Raw genomic sequence first — 16,422 nt, forward strand, 5'->3', positions numbered from 1 at the left:
GCTAAACATCTAATTCCACAGCGGAATAGATAAGTAGTCAAACTCATGAATTCTTAAGAATTCGCTCATATTTCATTATTAAAATAGCCTCAAAATGTTTCGAGAAATAAGAAATTAATAACTTAAGAAGAATATAGACAAGTAAAAAAATGGTAACAAAAACAATTAATTAAATTTAACGAGGAAAAATAAGATGTTTGAGAAAATTTCAAGATCAATCAGTGCAATAATAACTCAGGAAAAAACTGATACACCTAAGAAAATAGATATTTCAATCTTGGAACCGAATTATATTGCAAATTTTAAGAACTTTTTTGAAACACCAGAACAATACAATGAATGGCTAAAAAGATATCAAGATGGAGAATTTAGCGAAGCTTTTTGTAAATTCTCTGGTGAATTAATTAAAAATAAATTAGAGATAGGTATTCAAAACATTCTATTTGTCAATGAATTGATGAGCTTATTTGAAACACCGGAACAATACTCTGAATGGTTAAAGCACTATGAGGCGGCTAGAATATGTAATCGAAATTTTGACAGTTTATTTAAAACAGAAAAACAATATAATGAATGGCTAAAGAGATATGAAGCTGATGGAATTAAAGCCAGTGTTTTACCTACTACATCTCCCAATGCATGTTTATTAGCGGATCAAATTAAAGAAAAATTAACAATAACTCCAATTCACCATTCAAGTTCTTTTAAATCAAATAAAAGACCCTCTCAACTTGGATTTTTTACTGAACAAGCAAATGTGAATGTAAAATCAGAAGCTCAAAGTGAGGAGGAGCCTAATAAAATCTCATTTTGTTGGTAGTTCATCAAGATTCACAGGAATATAATTTAGCACGCTCTCTTAGAGCAACTGGGCACTGTCATTGACTTAAGAACCCATTATTTTCGCGAAAGCGAAAATTCATTTCTAGAGGAGCATTGTCTCTATCAACATGGGTCCCAGTTTTTACAAGTCTCAGCGAAACAGAGGAGTTACGCCTCCTCTGCCCTAAAAGAGCGAAATCATCTCGTGCTTTTATACAAACTTGTTGCATTAAGGCACCCACGTTCACAATAGTCCATAGGCATCAACAGCAGAAACTCGAAAGTATCTATCGTTTACCTGGAGGAAAAACCTCATCAAACACCGTCGCGCCCCCTTCCACAATACGTTGCATTGAAGTCTTCACATCGGAAGTATTGACATCAGATTTATTTGAAAAAAAACCCCAAAAACCATGATTTGATTGCTGGCGTCGCCCTACTTCATGCAATCCAAATAACGCTGCGGCGGTTAGTGTTAGTGACGCAAATGGTCCTAACTTAGGGTAAAAAGGTGACATAAATAAATTTCCAAAACTAATCAATGCACCAGTTTTTAAGACTTTTTCAGGATTTATTTGATCTTGAGGCATACCAATTCCCTTGATAAATCTTCAATCAGTGATCAGCGATTGCCAGGTTTGTTAGAATCTGGGAAAACTTCATCAAATATAACTTTTCCTCCAACAACAATATTCGCCATAGCATTTTGAACTTCTGTACTCTTATCACCTGTGGCACCACCAAAAAATGTATTCAAACTATTTATGCCGTTGGCTGCAGGCCTTCGTTTTTTACCAATCTCATGCGCACCATATAAAAAAGCACCGGTAGCTACTAATGCAGCAGATAACCCTATTTTTGCATCAGCCCAATAAAGTGGAGCAAGAACTGTATTGAGCAGAGCAGCTATTGTCACTGTCTTGCCTACATCATCTACATTTATTTTATCTCGTGCCATACCAATTCCTTGTGATAATTATTTTCCAGTACAGACTATTGGAGAGACAATAAAATTGCAAGCATAATTTAATAGCCTCTTGTATAGTAAATCATCATTGATCTTGGATTACTGTTTATTAATAGGCCAAATAAAAAACATAGTGGATTGAAATAAATGAAAATGAACTTATAATCACTGTCCTTTGCACTATCATAGAAAAAATCATGTCGAGCCAAGGTAAAATTATCAATGCAGTCAATCTATGCCTCAAGCAAAAACCAAATATTGATTTTGAGCTGAACCAAAAAGGAATTTGTGCAGGACTCGCCGCGTTATATATTAAATATGCCTTAGAAAATAAAACTCCGCAATTTTTCTCTATGCTTGACCAGTTGGCTACCTTACCTAGTAATTATCATTTAGGTAGTAACCATGCTATTGATAATTTCATTATTCAAATAGAGAAAGCGTTTCGTCCATCTGAATATTGTGGTTATGAAATTCATCAAGGCGACCTCGAAAAAATCTTAGATGTTCGAAATAAACCACTGAGCAACGAGTTTAACCTAGGATTAATAACGGATGAATCCTGTTGGAAAGAGCTATTTAAAAAAATCAGTCGTAATGATCGATCTTATTTTATTACCAGCAAAAATCATGCAATTGCATTAACCTTCCGCGAAGGAAGGTATATTGTCTATGACCCGAACTACAGCAAAAAAATAAAAGAATTTGATTCCAGCACTGAAGTAATTAAAGAAATTAAAGATTGTTTTGAATATACTGAGAATATTTTCGGTTTAGCAATTCGCGTCTTTGCTCACCCTAATGACCTTAGAGAGTCTTATCCTACCCATGATGAACTTCACCAAATCGCATTTGCTCCTCAAACAAATACAAATTCTAGTGCATTTGCTGCCTTAGCGGGAGATATTAATACCTTAAATTATTTATTTAAAGAAAACAAAATTGACTTAAGCTCATTGGCAAAAGAATATCTTCGCCCAGAGTTTAATGACTTATTATTGCAACAACCTAAATCACCTGGTATCAAAGATGCGCTGCTACGAGGAGTTCAGGTGACTCTTTATACAGGGACTCATAAAGAAACAGAAAAATTGATTCAGCACTATCTCAAAATCTATACCACCCTTGAGGAACAGAGGGAATTAAAAGAGGCAATACAAAAGCAATTGAGTAAGCCTCTATCAGAATTAATGAAAAAAAAAGCAGATTACAGCAATCTATTGAATCTTCTTGATCAATTTAATCTATCTCCTAATCTAGAATATCAAACAAATTACACTCACTTACAGCTTTTAACCTTTATTCATCAAGAGAGTAATTTGCAAATAATTCATCAGTTTTTAAGCAAACTTTCTCCTGAACAGCTCATCAAACAAATTCAACATGCGGCAATGTCAAATCAACATCGTGTTTTAAGTTTATTATTTGCCCATTTAAAAAATACCCAAATTGACCCTAAAACATTTCCTTCTATTTTTAATAAAGAAGTAATTAATAAAATTGATGCAACAACCTTATCAAAACTTCTTGGTATGGGCTTTATAGTCAATACTAAAGAGCCTGATTTACTCTTCTTCTGCATACAACGTAAAGATAAATCCATTTTTGAGGCTTATGCACGAGCATGGTCAGAGCAAACAAACCATCCAGAAATTTGGAGACAGATTGATAAGCATGAATACTCATTAATTGATCTAAGAACATCGATAGGCTCAGCTTCGTTACTTAATGCACTGATTTTTTTACGTAAAAATGAACATATAAAAAATGCTTGGCGTGAGGACATTCCAGAAGAAATAATAAAAAGCGGCTTAACTCTAGCCATTTTAAATGATAACCCGGAAATGTGCTTATTTCTCCAGGAAAAGCTAAAAGATCCGCTTGATATAGATACTTTAGAGTTTCTTTATAAAAAAGGACTGGAAGAAAACAATTTAACTATTTTATCTACTCTCACTCAACTCAATTTCAACGCATTACGCATGACCCAGGATATTCGTGCTTTATTGATGCTTTGTTATGATTATGACGATTATTCAATTATTGAAAATTGTTTTGAACAAGCAAGTCCTAAGATTAAAAAACTCATTTTGGAATACAGTTTAATGTGGAGCCTCACACCAGTCCTCAATATATGCATACAGAAGGAACCACAACTTTTTAATGGATACCTCAATGAATCAATGCAAAATCTACCTAAACTCGCAAAACTGAATCGAACAATAGCATTACTTCCTCCTGATACGCTTTCATTGAAAGTTGACGAACAAATACAAAAAAATCAAATCAAAGAATGGTGTAAAAAAAAGCTATTTCACTTAGCTGAAAAATTATGTATCAAAATAACATGGAAAAAAGAGGAGCTGAATGAATTCTTAAATGAACTCATTCATGATAAAAATGAAAATGGAATTATCTTACTCTTAAAAACCTACCCTCAGTTAAAAGAAAACCCTGAACTTAATGTTTTGCTTGCACAAAATAATTTATTAAAACCTTTGGACTATTTACTTGCCCATGGTGGTATTATTCAATCTGATTTAATTGAACAAATTTTTACAGACGCTCTACTGCACAATCAAAAAAATCTAATTGCACGGTTTTTGACCCAAGGATTAATCACTCCAGCAACAAAGTTAAAGCAACCTCTCGCAAAACTACTCCAAACCAGCATAGAAAAAGGCTTGGATTCTTTGGAGCCCTTTATTCAATCCAAGTCTGATTTTGGACTTGATTATAAAGAATTATTTCTTTTTAGCTGTGCTCAAAAGAAGGAAAAAATTGCAAACCAAATACTTGCTCGAGAATTCATCTTGACTGATCACGAAAGGCAGCTTGCAGTTCATCAACTATTTGGAGAACAACCCTCTTCTGAGTTGTTTGAAAGAGTTTATGTTAACGGTTATGGCAGACTGTACCAATTTTTATTAAAAGCGAATATTCAACACCCAAGAGTTTCTTTGCTTAGCTCCATTAAAAATCCAGAGCAAGATCCAGGATTTCAGCAAACAGAGCTGTATTTAAACCCTTTAAAACGAGCTATTAAAGAAAAAAATGAGTCTGTTTTTAATAGCTTATTTACCCAAAGTGAATTACCTAGTACTCCAGATCATGAAGTATTGCTCTTTTTGAAAGATCCTCTTCTCTTTCCTCGTGTCTTATCCCTATTTGAAAAAAAATACGGCTTGGAAAAATTATTAACCGAGGCTTTAAAACACGGAGAATGGGTAGTAGTGGCTCATCTCCTTGAAAAGCAACAATTAGACGACTTGAATACCGAGCTGTGGCAACTTATCCGAGAACATAAGCAAGAAATTGTAAGCGCTTTTCTGGACAATCTCGAATTTCATCATGATAAAATAGATGTACGTCCCCAACTGTTTAAGCTCTTCAATAACATCAATGCCCTTGCACAATTAGCCATTCCTTATCAGGAAACCATTCAAAAAACTCTAGAACGAATAGAACTAAGTATGCTCCATCAGCAACTGGATTTAAACAATCAAATCTATCGTTATACATTTAGTCATTTACCCTTTAAAAGAGCGCTTGAAGAGATAAGTAAGATTTTTGCGGAATGCCAAAAAGTCATCATAGAAAAGCAGCTCAATTTAGAGCAATCGATTGAAAATCCAGAAATAGTAAATGCTTTAGCGCAACTAAAAACTATCATGTCAGACCATGACATAACACCAAATTACTTAAGTGATGAGCATACTGACCTCTTAGAAAAATTGATTGAAAACTCTAGATTTAAAGAAATTTGCCAATTAGAACTAAAACTCCACTTCTTGCTCAAAAACAGTCCAAAACCATTTTCAGAACAAGCCCAAACAAATCAAGAAAAATTCTATACTTCAATTAAATCTCTTCATGAGTGTTTGGTACAAAAGAAACTACCTATTAGTTTTGTGATCCCTGAAATTCAAACACATTTAAAAACGTATCAACTCAAAATTCAACCATCAAAACCACCTCAAGAAAAAGAAAGGCTTCCAAAGCTGAAACAAGCCACGAGCTCCCATTTAAATATTCAAAAAGCAAAATGCATCCAATCCTTAAATCACTATCTAAAACATCGAGATCAAACTTTAAGTTACTTTTCTTATTTCTTTGATTATTATCGCGGTAAAACGCGAGCGCAACATTACAAAAATTTAATTAAATCAGCACAAAGCGAAAGAGACTTATACCTTATCGAGTATGCCATTTTTATCAATAATAATGGAACACAATTAAAAAGAGACCTGCTCGCAAAGCTTAATTATAAAGATTCAAATACAGCCAAAGAGTCCCTCAAAGCACTTGTTTGTAAATCATATTCAAAGCATGAATTAAAACAGTTAGATAAAGTAATTGACTCCATCAATCAAAAAATTAATGCAAATAATCGAGCAGCCACTGTTCACTTATTTCATGATGAATTGGACTATTTAAAAAAAATAAGTGGCCCTAAACAAACGTCTGGAAAGCACTCTTTTTTTCAACCAAAAAAGCAGGAGCAAATTGGATTTTGGCAGTGGATTGCGAGCTGGTTTGGTTATACCAGTTTTTCTGAGAAAGAAAGTATGGGCGCAAAAGTAAAACTTTAAGAGTAACGTCGCTTTATTTCGATTTTACTCATAAATAATAATTAGGATTGTATCAGTTTAATGATTTATTTAATCATGACCCAAAAGATCAAAGAGACTAGTCTGAAAACAAATATTTTGCTCATGAATTATAATCAAAAGCCATTCCATTTTTTCATTAGAATTTAAGGCTTTTTTCATGTTAATTTCTTATGATACAAGTTTATTTCACCAATTTACTGGCAAACTTATTAAGTTTAATAATGGAATTTATTGGAGGAAAATATGAAAAAAATTACTGAGGGATATCCAATTGAGGATACTGAAATCAAGAAAAAAAAAGGTCGTTATGAAGACTTTATTAAGGAAATGAAAACCTTCGAAAACAGCCTCACCTTTTTTAATCAACTTTTAGATAAAGCACTTAAAACTCCCAATGATACTAATATCAATGAGCTCGAAAAGTATACAGAGCTGCTCCCATTCTCTGATAAACCAAAAGGTCCTCAATAAACCTAAACATTCCGAGGGTGTAATAAATCCTCGGAATAAAAAAATTTATCTTTCTCTTATTTATTAAAACCAAACGAATTAATTCCTGAATATTCCCGATTGGAACTCAGCTTTCCTAAAAGTCATTCCTATATAATCTACTGCTAATTTTCGTGTGTTTAAATCAACTGTATGAGCAATATTAATCCATATGGGAGACTACCATGAGAAAAAGACTAATACAAACTGCGCTACGAGCTGCTGGACAACTTGTGGAAACACAATCACATAAATCAGCCCCTATACAACAGTTGACACATAATTTAACCAGTTCAAATTTTACACCTCATGCCAATCATGAGATGAATACAAATTTTGTTCCTCAAACAAATCCTGTGCTGCATACAAATTTTATACCTATATTAATACCTACTGCACTCAATATGGATCCATTGGTAAGAGAGATAATTCAAGGAAATAAGAAAGAGGAAAGTAAAGCAACATTTCTAAGAGATTTTGAGAAATACAAAGAGGAGACTCTAAAAGAGGGAGAGAGGCACCATGTTAATAACCCAATTTTTTTCAATAATGATCAAGCCAAAGTAGATCCTGTTGGTGATACAAAACAAAAAACCAACGAGACCTCTTCAGCTAAAAAATTTACTTCAGCAAAAGCCCTCCAGGATGAGGTATTCAAGGAGGCCAAAGAACATATCCACGACTATAAGCCACTTTTGATGCTTTTCAACGTATCTGAAGGAACTCTCAAGAAAACCTCAATGCCTTTATTTGAAGGTATCTATGCTGCCTTTGCTGATAAAGATGGAATACCTGAAGATAAAGCAAAAATGGTCGTAGAATTAGCCAAGTGGGTTGTACTTGCAATAATAACTTTCGTTCTTTATGAATACATCACCAAAAAACTAAATGAGGTTAAGAACCTTGATGCTCAGGCTGTTTCAAACTACTCTCAAGCAGAAGCTCTTTACAATAAATCAATTTTGATTGCTCAAGAATGTGTTCGTCAACTGAACTCGATAAATGAGTTAACGAAAAATAAAGACTTAAATGAAAAGCTATTAAATCTATTGAGGGAATGTGCTGAATCCGAAGAGAATGATTCTGTTATCGGTGTTGGTATTAATAATCTTCGAGCCTTCGTTGATTGTGTGATAAATAATAAGCCTTTAGAAAGATCCTTATTGGACGGTAAAATCGAACGAAAACTTCAATCCTTAGAAGAGCAAGATCCATTGGCATCCATGCTTTTAGAAAAGAAAGGAGCCAAAGGATATAAAGGAACAGAAAATGCCTTGCAATATCAGGTCGATAAATTTGATAACGTCATAAAACATAAAAAAGAAGGTTTAGAATTAAGACAAAAAGAAATACAGTTAAAAACAGATAGGATTGAAGAGTTACAAAATGATACGCAGAAAATCGAGGCGAAAATAGAAAAGAACCTATTTGTCAAAATTGGATTTTTTAAACCTTTACATCCAAATACCATCGCAAAATGCGATCAATATAAAGATGAATTAAAAGGGATGAAAATCGATAAAGAAGATGACAAAGAAGAAGATAACAACCTCCGGCTTTCAGTCGATTAAAACTCCATCTCACATCATGCGAAAGGTGTGGTGCGACAAGAAGTCGTTAATTGAGTTGTTAAATAGAAAGGATTCTATGAAACCATCCGTGTCGTCGGATGAACCTACGGGAGATAAAGTAAGCCTCCCCGACAATGTAGCAAAATTACAGTTGAGGGGTCAATCATTTACTGTAATGAGACAATAAATTCCGTGAGGAATTATGTCTACCTGATAGCCAAAATTGGGATAGCTCTAGGTAGCTGGTATGGTGAACAAAGTGAATCTGTGATAAAGGTCGTAAATCGCAACAAGTGGAATTGGCTTATACGCTTGAACTAAAAGGTACGCAAGAAAGTTGGGAAACCACACGAATCCCACACGACTATATTCTTGCCGGCTGACAGCAGGCGCCTAACCCAGCAATACTCAATTAGCGGAACTTGGAAACCCTGTATTTCTCTCCCATCGGGAGACAGTAAACTGCGAAGTTTACCTATGGGAATGCAGGCTTGGGAGGTCGGAAAAAGCGAATGCTAACTTGTAATGAGTTAGATACAGGTTTAAACGTCACCTGGTCTGAAAAGACGCCCACGTCCGACTGCTCTTTCATTGCGAGAGAATTTGTTGAGTTTGTAGAAGTAAGGAAAGCAAATGACAGAGTTATTTGATTCTGGTGCACCTAACACATCGATCTCAACTAGAGATTGGAACCAACTTTGTTGGAACAATATCGAGAAAAATGTATACAGACTACAGATGCGTATCGCAAAGGCAGTTTGTAATAAGCAATACGACAAGGTGAAGTCTTTGCAGTGGTTTTTAGTCAACTCAGTTCATGCAAAGCTTCTTGCAGTCAAACGCGTCACCACAGCTAAAGTTAGCAAAACCCCTGGTATCGATGGTGTGCTATGGACAACACCAGATGAGAAATACCAAGCGGTCTTAGACCTAAAAGCGAGAGGATATCAGGCGAAACCACTACGAAGGATTTACATTCCCAAGAAGAATGGTAAGAAACGACCATTAAGCATACCTACTATGAAAGATAGGGCTATGCAAGCACTCTATTTATTAGCATTAGAACCTGTGGGTGAAACGACTGGTGATTTGAATTCCTATGGATTCAGGCCCAAACGTAGTACTCATGATGCGATACAACAATTTTTTTGTGTATTAGCATCAAGACATAAAGCCCAATGGATACTAGATGCTGACATCAAAGCATGCTTTGATGAAATCTGTCACGGGTGGCTCAAAGAAAACATCTTGATAGACAAACGGATGCTAGAACAATGGTTGGGTGCTGGTTACATGGAAAAGGGAAACTTATTTAAAACCATACAAGGAACGCCGCAAGGCGGTCCTATTTCACCGATTCTTGCAAATATGGTGTTGGATGGTTTAGAAAATGAGATTCATGCTGCCTGCAAACCAAAGGACAAAGTAAACTTTGTACGTTTTGCAGACGATTTCATTGTAACCGCTAAAAGTCCTGAGATTCTTGTGGAACAAGTTATTCCGACTATAAACTGCTTCTTAGCACATCGAGGTCTCTCGCTATCACAGGAGAAAACGAGGGTTGTTTCTATCGAAGAGGGTTTAATGTTAGAAAATATAAGGAGAAGCTTCTCATTAAACCATCAAAAGACAGTATCAAGTCTGTCAAATCAAAAATCAAAACGGCTATCCAACGCGGATATGGATGGAGTGGAGCCGACTTAATCTCCACATTAAATCCGGTCATCAAAGGATGGGCTAATTATAATCGAAGAATAGTAGCGAAGGCAGCATTTGCTGAATTGGATTATTACATTTATCAACAAACATTCTATTGAACAATGCGAAAATTTAATGGAAACAAACGCTATAAAGCGGTTGACCGCTACTTTCGCAGTCGAAATCTTTTTAGGCGATGGATCTTTAGTGATGTTGTAAAAACCAAGGATAGAAATAAGAAGTATGTGTGTATCAACAAAATGATGGATACAAAAATACAACGACACATCAAGATTAGAGCAGTAGCCAATCTCTATCTACCGAAGTACAAAGAATACTTCGAAAATAGGCAGAAATTAATAAAAGATATCTCTCTTATTCAATGGAAATTTGATAAGCAACGGAATGTAATTACTGAAGAATAACTGCTGGGTGATTTTTGCCTTAGAAAGGCTTGAGCGTAGTGCGGTGAAAGTCGCACGCTACGTTCTTAGGTGAATTAATTTCGACTTAATCTGACACAACCACTTGAAAAATAATAATTTCTTTTTTTACGGAAGTTCTGGAAGGAAAAATTTATTGCCTAAATTTGACCTGACAGATATGTCTAGAAAAACCAGAAACTGTCAGATCAAGTTGAACTACCCCATTTTAATCCACCGACATCCTGAGAGTGTCGTCAATGTCCTCTTCTTTTTGAGTATTTATTAATTCTTCTTTACATGATAAGCAATTATGTTTGTTCACTGTAAATTGAGGTGTAAAAATTCCAAGCCGGACTAATGGATTTCTCATTATTTTTGCTTCATCTTTTTCCGTTTTTTCAGATATTTCCTTAATTTGATCTTTTTTCAAATTTATTTGTTTGTTTTTATCTGTATACCTTCTTTTTTATGTTTTATTTCCCTATCTAACTCTATAATTTTATCTTCTAACGCATTTTTTGTCCCTTGAAATCCTTTTGCTCCTTTGGCTTCCAAGAGTTTGGACGCTAATGGATTGTGTTCTTCTTGATATTTGAGTTCTCGTTGAATTTTATGGTCCAGTTTGGATGCTTTAAAAGATTTATCATTTAAAACGCTATCAAGACGAGCTTGAATATGGGCTTTAAGAAAAACTTTAAACTTAGCTATATAACCATCAGGATCATTTTCTGAGTTAGCACAATTTTCCAACAGATTTAATAATTCTAAATTTAGGTCTATATCCCGTTCTAATTCTTGTATTGAGTTAAGTTGGCGAACACATTCCTGAGCAATTAAAACAGCTTTGTCATAGAGCTCTTCTACCTCTGCATACCTTGCAATAACATTTTTATCCATTTTTTCAATTTCTTCATATTTCTTATTGTAATACTGATGGAGGGAATATATTAAAATTGCTAGTACAATCCACTTGGCTAACCTTAAAACCGCTTCTGACTTATGCTCAGGTATTCCATCTTTATCAGCAAAGACAGTATACAAACCATCAAACAAAGGTGCTGATACTTTTTTTAAAGTATTTTCGACAAGATTAAAAGAAAATAACAGTCCCCGATTGTCTTGTACGTGTTCTTTGGCTTCTCTGAATACTTTCTCTTGCAACTCCTTTGATGACATAATATTTTTAGCAGACGAGTCCCTCGCTTTTTGAGCAGTCTCATCTTTAATATTCTCCTTAGCGTCATTTGTTCCTTGAGGTTTATCACCTGTGGAATTTACTTTAACTTCCTGGGTTTTCGTTTTTGGATCATTTGAGGCGTGACCGTCAATATTATCGTAGTATTCTTGTAAGTTTCTATTTATTTTAAAATTTTGAGGGGCGTTTGCAATAAACTCCATAACTTCAAGTGAGGCGGAATTCACTAGTTGTGATTTTTCTCCCTCTGATAATTCGCCATCATCACTAATGTACTCTTTTATTATATTCCGTATGTTAGAATGAATTGATGTGGAAAAAGCATGAGTAGGTGTATAAGGCATGACATTTGAATTTATATACGGTGAGGGAAATGTGCCATGAGGGAAGGTCATAGATCCCATTCTACTCATTGATGTCATTCTTCTCGTTACTACTATTGCCTCATTTAGTATTCTGGCTCTCATGGTATGTGTCTCCCATACGTTGTACAAATATTATTCATATGGGTTATTCTAACCTCTTGATAATTAACGACCGGTTATCTAAGTATGAAAGTTAGGAATAGGATATTCCGTTGTGGAATATTGTATGTAGAGTCAATATAATTAAGCTCGATGATTTGTTATTAAGACAGATCTTGTTTTTCTTGATTCTGAGGATGGCCATGAATCCTCAGAATAGGGATTTAGCGAGTTTACGCTTTTGGGCATTGATGTGAGAAGGGTAGACTCTCAGTGCACTCTTGCAGTTCTTTTAAATTTTTACTATTAGGATTTTTAAGTGCTTTATCCAGCATTTGATTAAAAAAGCCAAGGCGATTTTCGAAGGTTTTCATTTCTTTAATAAAGTCTTCATAACGACCTTTTTCTTTTTTGGTTTCTGTACTGCTGGGGGTATCAATTTCATTAACATCTTTCATACTTTTCCTCCAATAAACTCCATTATTAGAATAACAGTAAATCACTCTGTTGAAAATTAAATTAAGGAATTCTTAAATGCTAATGAAATAATAAAATAACTTTTGTTTATAATTCATGAGCATAAGATTAAAAAAATTTTTGATTTTGTTACGTATCTTTGTCTACATGCTGATGAAAGTAAGGAAGTGATTCCTTCAATAATTGACCTACATACTGTATTAGTCGAGAATCAGCGCGATTTTTGTGACAATACCAACATAAACTTATTTTTTCAGAATAGTCTTTTACTTTTAATTTTATTAATTCTTGATCATAATATTGCGTGGGCAACACAGTCCATCCTAATCCTTGCTTGACTAATTTTTTTATTGCCAACAAAGAAAATAGTTCATGTTTCACCAAAAGCTGCAACTGTTCTTTGGAAAAACGCTTTTCTAAATTATCCCGAATAGAAAACCCTATTTCGGTTAAGATGCATGTATGTTGAGAAAGCTTTTTTAAATCAAGTCCCTTTTCATTCGCTAATTCATGTTTGGGAGACACAACAACGAAAACATCTTCTTCATCAAGTTGATGACATACAATAGAACTATTCGTCTTGAGATCTTGAGTTGTTAATGCCATATCAATTAAGCCATTTTGTAATGCAGGAAAAAGCTCTTGCTTTGCCATCTGTTTGATATGGAAGTTGGGGAAATTATCCACATGTTCATTTAAGTAAGCTATAAATAAAGGTAAAAATTGATAGCATGGTAAAGTGGACGTACCTATAATAATAGGTACTTCTGTGAGCTCAGGGCTTTTTAAATTAGCAGCAGCATCACATAATGTATGTAGCAGTAATCGAGCATATGGGATAAGTAACTGCCCCTCCATAGTAGGAAAAATCATATTTCCCCTGGTTTCAAATAATTTGGTTTTAAATTCATTTTCTAAATTATTAATCCGCTTGCTAACAGCAGATTGAGTCACAAATAAACGCTTTGCTGCGAGTGAGTAAGAGCGATATTCATAAACCATTAGAAATGATTTTAATTCGTTAGTATTCATGATATTAGTTTCAAAATTATAATTAAGATTCAAGTATTCCCAACATGCATTTTTATTTTAGCATTAATATTTCAGATCCTATAAGAGCATGCTATGTTAAAATAAAACTTTATTTATTTTGACGAACGCAATGCCGAATGCCCTAACAAAATTCTTTCAAATTTATTCTAAAAATGAAGCCCCTTTCATGCATCAACAACTTAGCGAATGGCGAGTTACACGCCCTTTAGTTGGGTTACGTATTCTGCACCATGTCCCTGTAGTACTTAATACTTTATTAAAAATTGCATGTTTACTTGAAGCAGGAGCTGATGTCACAGTGACAAATCCTGGTGATTTTTGCCATGCTCATCCCAGAGCTGTGTCTGCTTTAAAAGAAGCTAACATTTCTTATGTTGAAACACTTAACTCCCTTGTGGGAGAGAAATTTGATCTTTATTTTGATTGTGGTGCTCAACTCTATCAGTTTTTAGGAGCCCCTCAAATAGGAGCAATAGAATTAACAGGTTCCGGAGATCACTTTTATCGACATCACAATCTTGATTTCCCAGTAATTAGCATTGATCGCACTTTAACAAAACAGCTGGAGACAGTGTTCGGCTGTGCAGATAGTAGCCACATGGCTCTCACAAAACTGACGGGAATTATTCCTAGCGAAACATCATGGATTATTTTTGGTTTTGGCAAAATTGGTCGCGGAGTCGCTTATTTTTGTAATCAAAATAAAATTCCCGTTGTTGTTGTCGACATCAGTGAAAAACAAAGAAAATTAGCCCAAAATCTAGGTATAAAAGCCATCAGTCCTAAAAATTTTAACGAACTAGAGCGTGCTTTAATTGAAGCAAATGTTGTTATTACCGCAACAGGTAAAAAAGCTATTTTGAATGATTATCCTCATTCGTGGTTTAGCGGCAAAATCCTAGCTAATTTAGGTGTTTACGACGAATTTGGCCCTCATTTTAGTGAGGATGAAGTACTAAATCATAAAATGCCAGTCAATTTTGTTCTCGAAGACCCTACACCAATGAAATATATAGATCCAGAATTTTATATTCATAATCTTGCTTCATTAATGCTACTCAAAGAAAAACTCGTAAATGGTGTCCATGGAATACCTGATGGAATGGATGAAAATATTATTCAGCGTTGGTGCAGCTATCATTCATTTCCATTGGATCAAATCAAGTTATGGTTTTTTGATCCGAATCAATGATTAACAAATTTAGCGATGGGTCACCATTAATTGCGATTGCCACAATCTTAATCTTCGTTACAGCGAAAAATGAACGCGACTAAAAATCTTTAGTATGCTAACAATTCAAATTCAGCCGAATCATTTAAAATAAATTTACACCTTGCCCATCATACTATATATTTTCGTCATTTCTGCTAAAATAATATCAATGAACTCATCGCCAGCAACAGCCACACACAGCACTTCAAGAACCATCATTTGGTTGGTCAGCGTATTTTTTCTACTATTTCAATTTTTTTTACAATTATCATCAGGAATCGTTATTGGCGCAATAATGCATGAGAAGAAACTCGCCGCATTGACAGCCGGCCTTTTGAGTAGTGCTTTTTATTATGTATACACTACCATGCAAATCCCCGTTGGACTTCTTTTTGACCGCTATAACACTCGTATTCTGTTATCGCTAAACGCCCTACTCTGTGCGTTAGGTTGTTTTCTGTTTTCTACGGGACATAACTTATTTATGCTATTTTTAGGCCGTTTAATTATTGGCGGAGGCTCGGCTTTTGCATTTGTTGGGGTGACGCGTATTTTACGGCAACACTATCCATTAAGACAATACGCTTTTATGATTGGATTGTCTGAAACTTTAGGTTTTACTGTTACTGTATTCGGCATGATTGGAATGGGGGCACTTATAAACCACATTAGTTGGCAAAACTTCATTGCTGGCGCTGGAGTTATAGGGCTATTGATTTCCACTCTATGTTGGAAATATATTCCGAATAATAAACCCATCATCAGTAATCATAATCAGTACAAAGTACATCTTTTATCCATGCTAAAAAACAAACTTGTATGGATAAATGGATTATTTGTTGGTTTAGAATTTTCTGTTATTACTGTGTTTGCTGCGATGTGGGCCGTTCCTTTTCTCCAATTAAAATTAGAATGCACCCTAGAAACAGCAAGTATTCTGACTTCTATTATTTTGTTTGGAGCCGGTTTAAGTTGCCCGATTTATGGTTGGCTCTCTATGTATTTACCTCAACGCAAACCATTAATTCATATTTCATGTTTATCAACCGCTATTTTATTTCTTTTTATGCTGTATTTACCCATACATAATATATTCATCATGGGTATTTTACTCTTTATTATTGGGCTTTGCTGTGGAGCCTATATGCTTGCATTTACGATCGCGAATGAATTAGCTCCTCCGGAATCACTCTCTGCGTGCACAGGATTTACCAATACTTTGGCAATGTTGAGCGCTCCTTTATTACAACCATTAATTGGTTATTTCTTGGATCATTTCAAGGGAGACACTAATCTTCATGCGCTCAATGATTATCAACTCGCTCTTTTAATTATTCCCGTAGCATTAATTTTGGCAAGTCTATTATCACAATGTCTTCCAGATAAATCATCTTGATTAAGGCGAATATGGATAAGGATTTTGACTCATCGCAGA

General features: G+C 34.7%; 13 protein-coding genes. 8 read left to right on the top strand and 5 right to left on the bottom strand.

Annotated features, from left to right (window positions below; all coding sequences use genetic code 11):
• Window positions 1–193: 193 nt before the first annotated feature.
• Window positions 194–820, top strand: coding sequence for a hypothetical protein (locus tag EL220_RS12895; RefSeq protein WP_027271397.1), 627 nt, complete (start codon window positions 194–196; stop codon window positions 818–820).
• 289 nt (window positions 821–1,109) lie between these two features.
• Here EL220_RS12895 and EL220_RS12900 read toward each other — a convergent pair whose 3' ends face one another.
• Window positions 1,110–1,412, bottom strand: coding sequence for a hypothetical protein (locus EL220_RS12900; protein WP_027271396.1), 303 nt, complete (start codon window positions 1,410–1,412; stop codon window positions 1,110–1,112).
• Between the two features lie 32 nt (window positions 1,413–1,444).
• Window positions 1,445–1,780: a hypothetical protein gene (locus EL220_RS12905; protein WP_027271395.1), complete on the bottom strand. Its 336-nt coding sequence runs from the start codon at window positions 1,778–1,780 to the stop codon at window positions 1,445–1,447.
• A gap of 206 nt (window positions 1,781–1,986) precedes the next feature.
• On the opposite strand from EL220_RS12905, the gene EL220_RS12910 reads away from it, so the two are divergent.
• From EL220_RS12910 to EL220_RS19180, 5 genes are all read left to right on the top strand, one after another.
• Window positions 1,987–6,381: a hypothetical protein gene (locus EL220_RS12910; RefSeq protein ID WP_027271394.1), complete on the top strand. Its 4,395-nt coding sequence runs from the start codon at window positions 1,987–1,989 to the stop codon at window positions 6,379–6,381.
• A gap of 264 nt (window positions 6,382–6,645) precedes the next feature.
• Window positions 6,646–6,873 (top strand): hypothetical protein, encoded by a 228-nt coding sequence (locus EL220_RS12915; protein ID WP_027271393.1) that lies wholly within the window; start codon window positions 6,646–6,648, stop codon window positions 6,871–6,873.
• A 203-nt stretch (window positions 6,874–7,076) separates the two neighbouring features.
• On the top strand, window positions 7,077–8,462 hold the full coding sequence (locus tag EL220_RS12920) for a hypothetical protein (protein ID WP_027271392.1): 1,386 nt from the start codon (window positions 7,077–7,079) through the stop codon (window positions 8,460–8,462).
• 633 nt (window positions 8,463–9,095) lie between these two features.
• Window positions 9,096–10,166 carry a reverse transcriptase domain-containing protein gene (locus EL220_RS12930; RefSeq protein ID WP_232002451.1) on the top strand — a complete coding sequence of 357 codons (1,071 nt, stop codon included), beginning with the start codon at window positions 9,096–9,098 and terminating at the stop codon, window positions 10,164–10,166.
• Window positions 10,130–10,279 (top strand): group II intron maturase-specific domain-containing protein, encoded by a 150-nt coding sequence (locus EL220_RS19180; RefSeq protein ID WP_232002757.1) that lies wholly within the window; start codon window positions 10,130–10,132, stop codon window positions 10,277–10,279. Before EL220_RS12930 ends, EL220_RS19180 begins: the two co-directional genes overlap by 37 nt.
• Window positions 10,280–11,017: 738 nt before the next feature.
• Here EL220_RS19180 and EL220_RS12935 read toward each other — a convergent pair.
• The 3 genes from EL220_RS12935 to EL220_RS12945 all read right to left on the bottom strand — a co-directional run bounded on the left by EL220_RS12935 (window position 11,018) and on the right by EL220_RS12945 (window position 13,753).
• A complete protein-coding gene (locus EL220_RS12935; RefSeq protein ID WP_232002452.1) occupies window positions 11,018–12,247 on the bottom strand; it encodes a hypothetical protein in 1,230 nt (409 codons plus the stop codon).
• A 230-nt stretch (window positions 12,248–12,477) separates the two neighbouring features.
• On the bottom strand, window positions 12,478–12,702 hold the full coding sequence (locus tag EL220_RS12940) for a hypothetical protein (protein WP_027271390.1): 225 nt from the start codon (window positions 12,700–12,702) through the stop codon (window positions 12,478–12,480).
• A 148-nt stretch (window positions 12,703–12,850) separates the two neighbouring features.
• Entirely contained in the window at window positions 12,851–13,753 is a 903-nt protein-coding gene (locus EL220_RS12945) for a LysR family transcriptional regulator (protein WP_027271389.1), read from the bottom strand.
• 130 nt (window positions 13,754–13,883) lie between these two features.
• Here EL220_RS12945 and EL220_RS12950 point away from each other — a divergent pair, with 130 nt between their 5' ends.
• Window positions 13,884–14,966, top strand: a complete 1,083-nt coding sequence (locus EL220_RS12950) for an NAD-binding protein (protein WP_027271388.1) — start codon at window positions 13,884–13,886, stop codon at window positions 14,964–14,966.
• A 190-nt stretch (window positions 14,967–15,156) separates the two neighbouring features.
• Window positions 15,157–16,383 carry an MFS transporter gene (locus EL220_RS12955; protein WP_128130912.1) on the top strand — a complete coding sequence of 409 codons (1,227 nt, stop codon included), beginning with the start codon at window positions 15,157–15,159 and terminating at the stop codon, window positions 16,381–16,383.
• The last annotated feature ends 39 nt before the right edge of the window (window positions 16,384–16,422 follow it).

It is taken from the genome of Legionella sainthelensi (genome assembly GCF_900637685.1).
Taxonomy (GTDB): domain Bacteria; phylum Pseudomonadota; class Gammaproteobacteria; order Legionellales; family Legionellaceae; genus Legionella; species Legionella sainthelensi.

What these genes read in the sequence shown, in the direction of transcription:
- EL220_RS12910 (WP_027271394.1), top strand. Translation starts at nt 1,987, where the DNA reads ATGTCGAGCCAAGGTAAAATTATCAATGCAGTCAATCTATGCCTCAAG.
- EL220_RS12955 (WP_128130912.1), top strand. Translation starts at nt 15,157, where the DNA reads ATGAACTCATCGCCAGCAACAGCCACACACAGCACTTCAAGAACCATC.
- EL220_RS12920 (WP_027271392.1), top strand. Translation starts at nt 7,077, where the DNA reads ATGAGAAAAAGACTAATACAAACTGCGCTACGAGCTGCTGGACAACTT.
- EL220_RS12940 (WP_027271390.1), bottom strand. Translation starts at nt 12,702, where the DNA reads ATGAAAGATGTTAATGAAATTGATACCCCCAGCAGTACAGAAACCAAA.
- EL220_RS12930 (WP_232002451.1), top strand. Translation starts at nt 9,096, where the DNA reads ATGACAGAGTTATTTGATTCTGGTGCACCTAACACATCGATCTCAACT.
- EL220_RS12945 (WP_027271389.1), bottom strand. Translation starts at nt 13,753, where the DNA reads ATGAATACTAACGAATTAAAATCATTTCTAATGGTTTATGAATATCGC.
- EL220_RS12905 (WP_027271395.1), bottom strand. Translation starts at nt 1,780, where the DNA reads ATGGCACGAGATAAAATAAATGTAGATGATGTAGGCAAGACAGTGACA.
- EL220_RS12895 (WP_027271397.1), top strand. Translation starts at nt 194, where the DNA reads ATGTTTGAGAAAATTTCAAGATCAATCAGTGCAATAATAACTCAGGAA.
- EL220_RS12935 (WP_232002452.1), bottom strand. Translation starts at nt 12,247, where the DNA reads ATGAGAGCCAGAATACTAAATGAGGCAATAGTAGTAACGAGAAGAATG.
- EL220_RS12900 (WP_027271396.1), bottom strand. Translation starts at nt 1,412, where the DNA reads ATGCCTCAAGATCAAATAAATCCTGAAAAAGTCTTAAAAACTGGTGCA.
- EL220_RS12915 (WP_027271393.1), top strand. Translation starts at nt 6,646, where the DNA reads ATGAAAAAAATTACTGAGGGATATCCAATTGAGGATACTGAAATCAAG.
- EL220_RS12950 (WP_027271388.1), top strand. Translation starts at nt 13,884, where the DNA reads ATGCCGAATGCCCTAACAAAATTCTTTCAAATTTATTCTAAAAATGAA.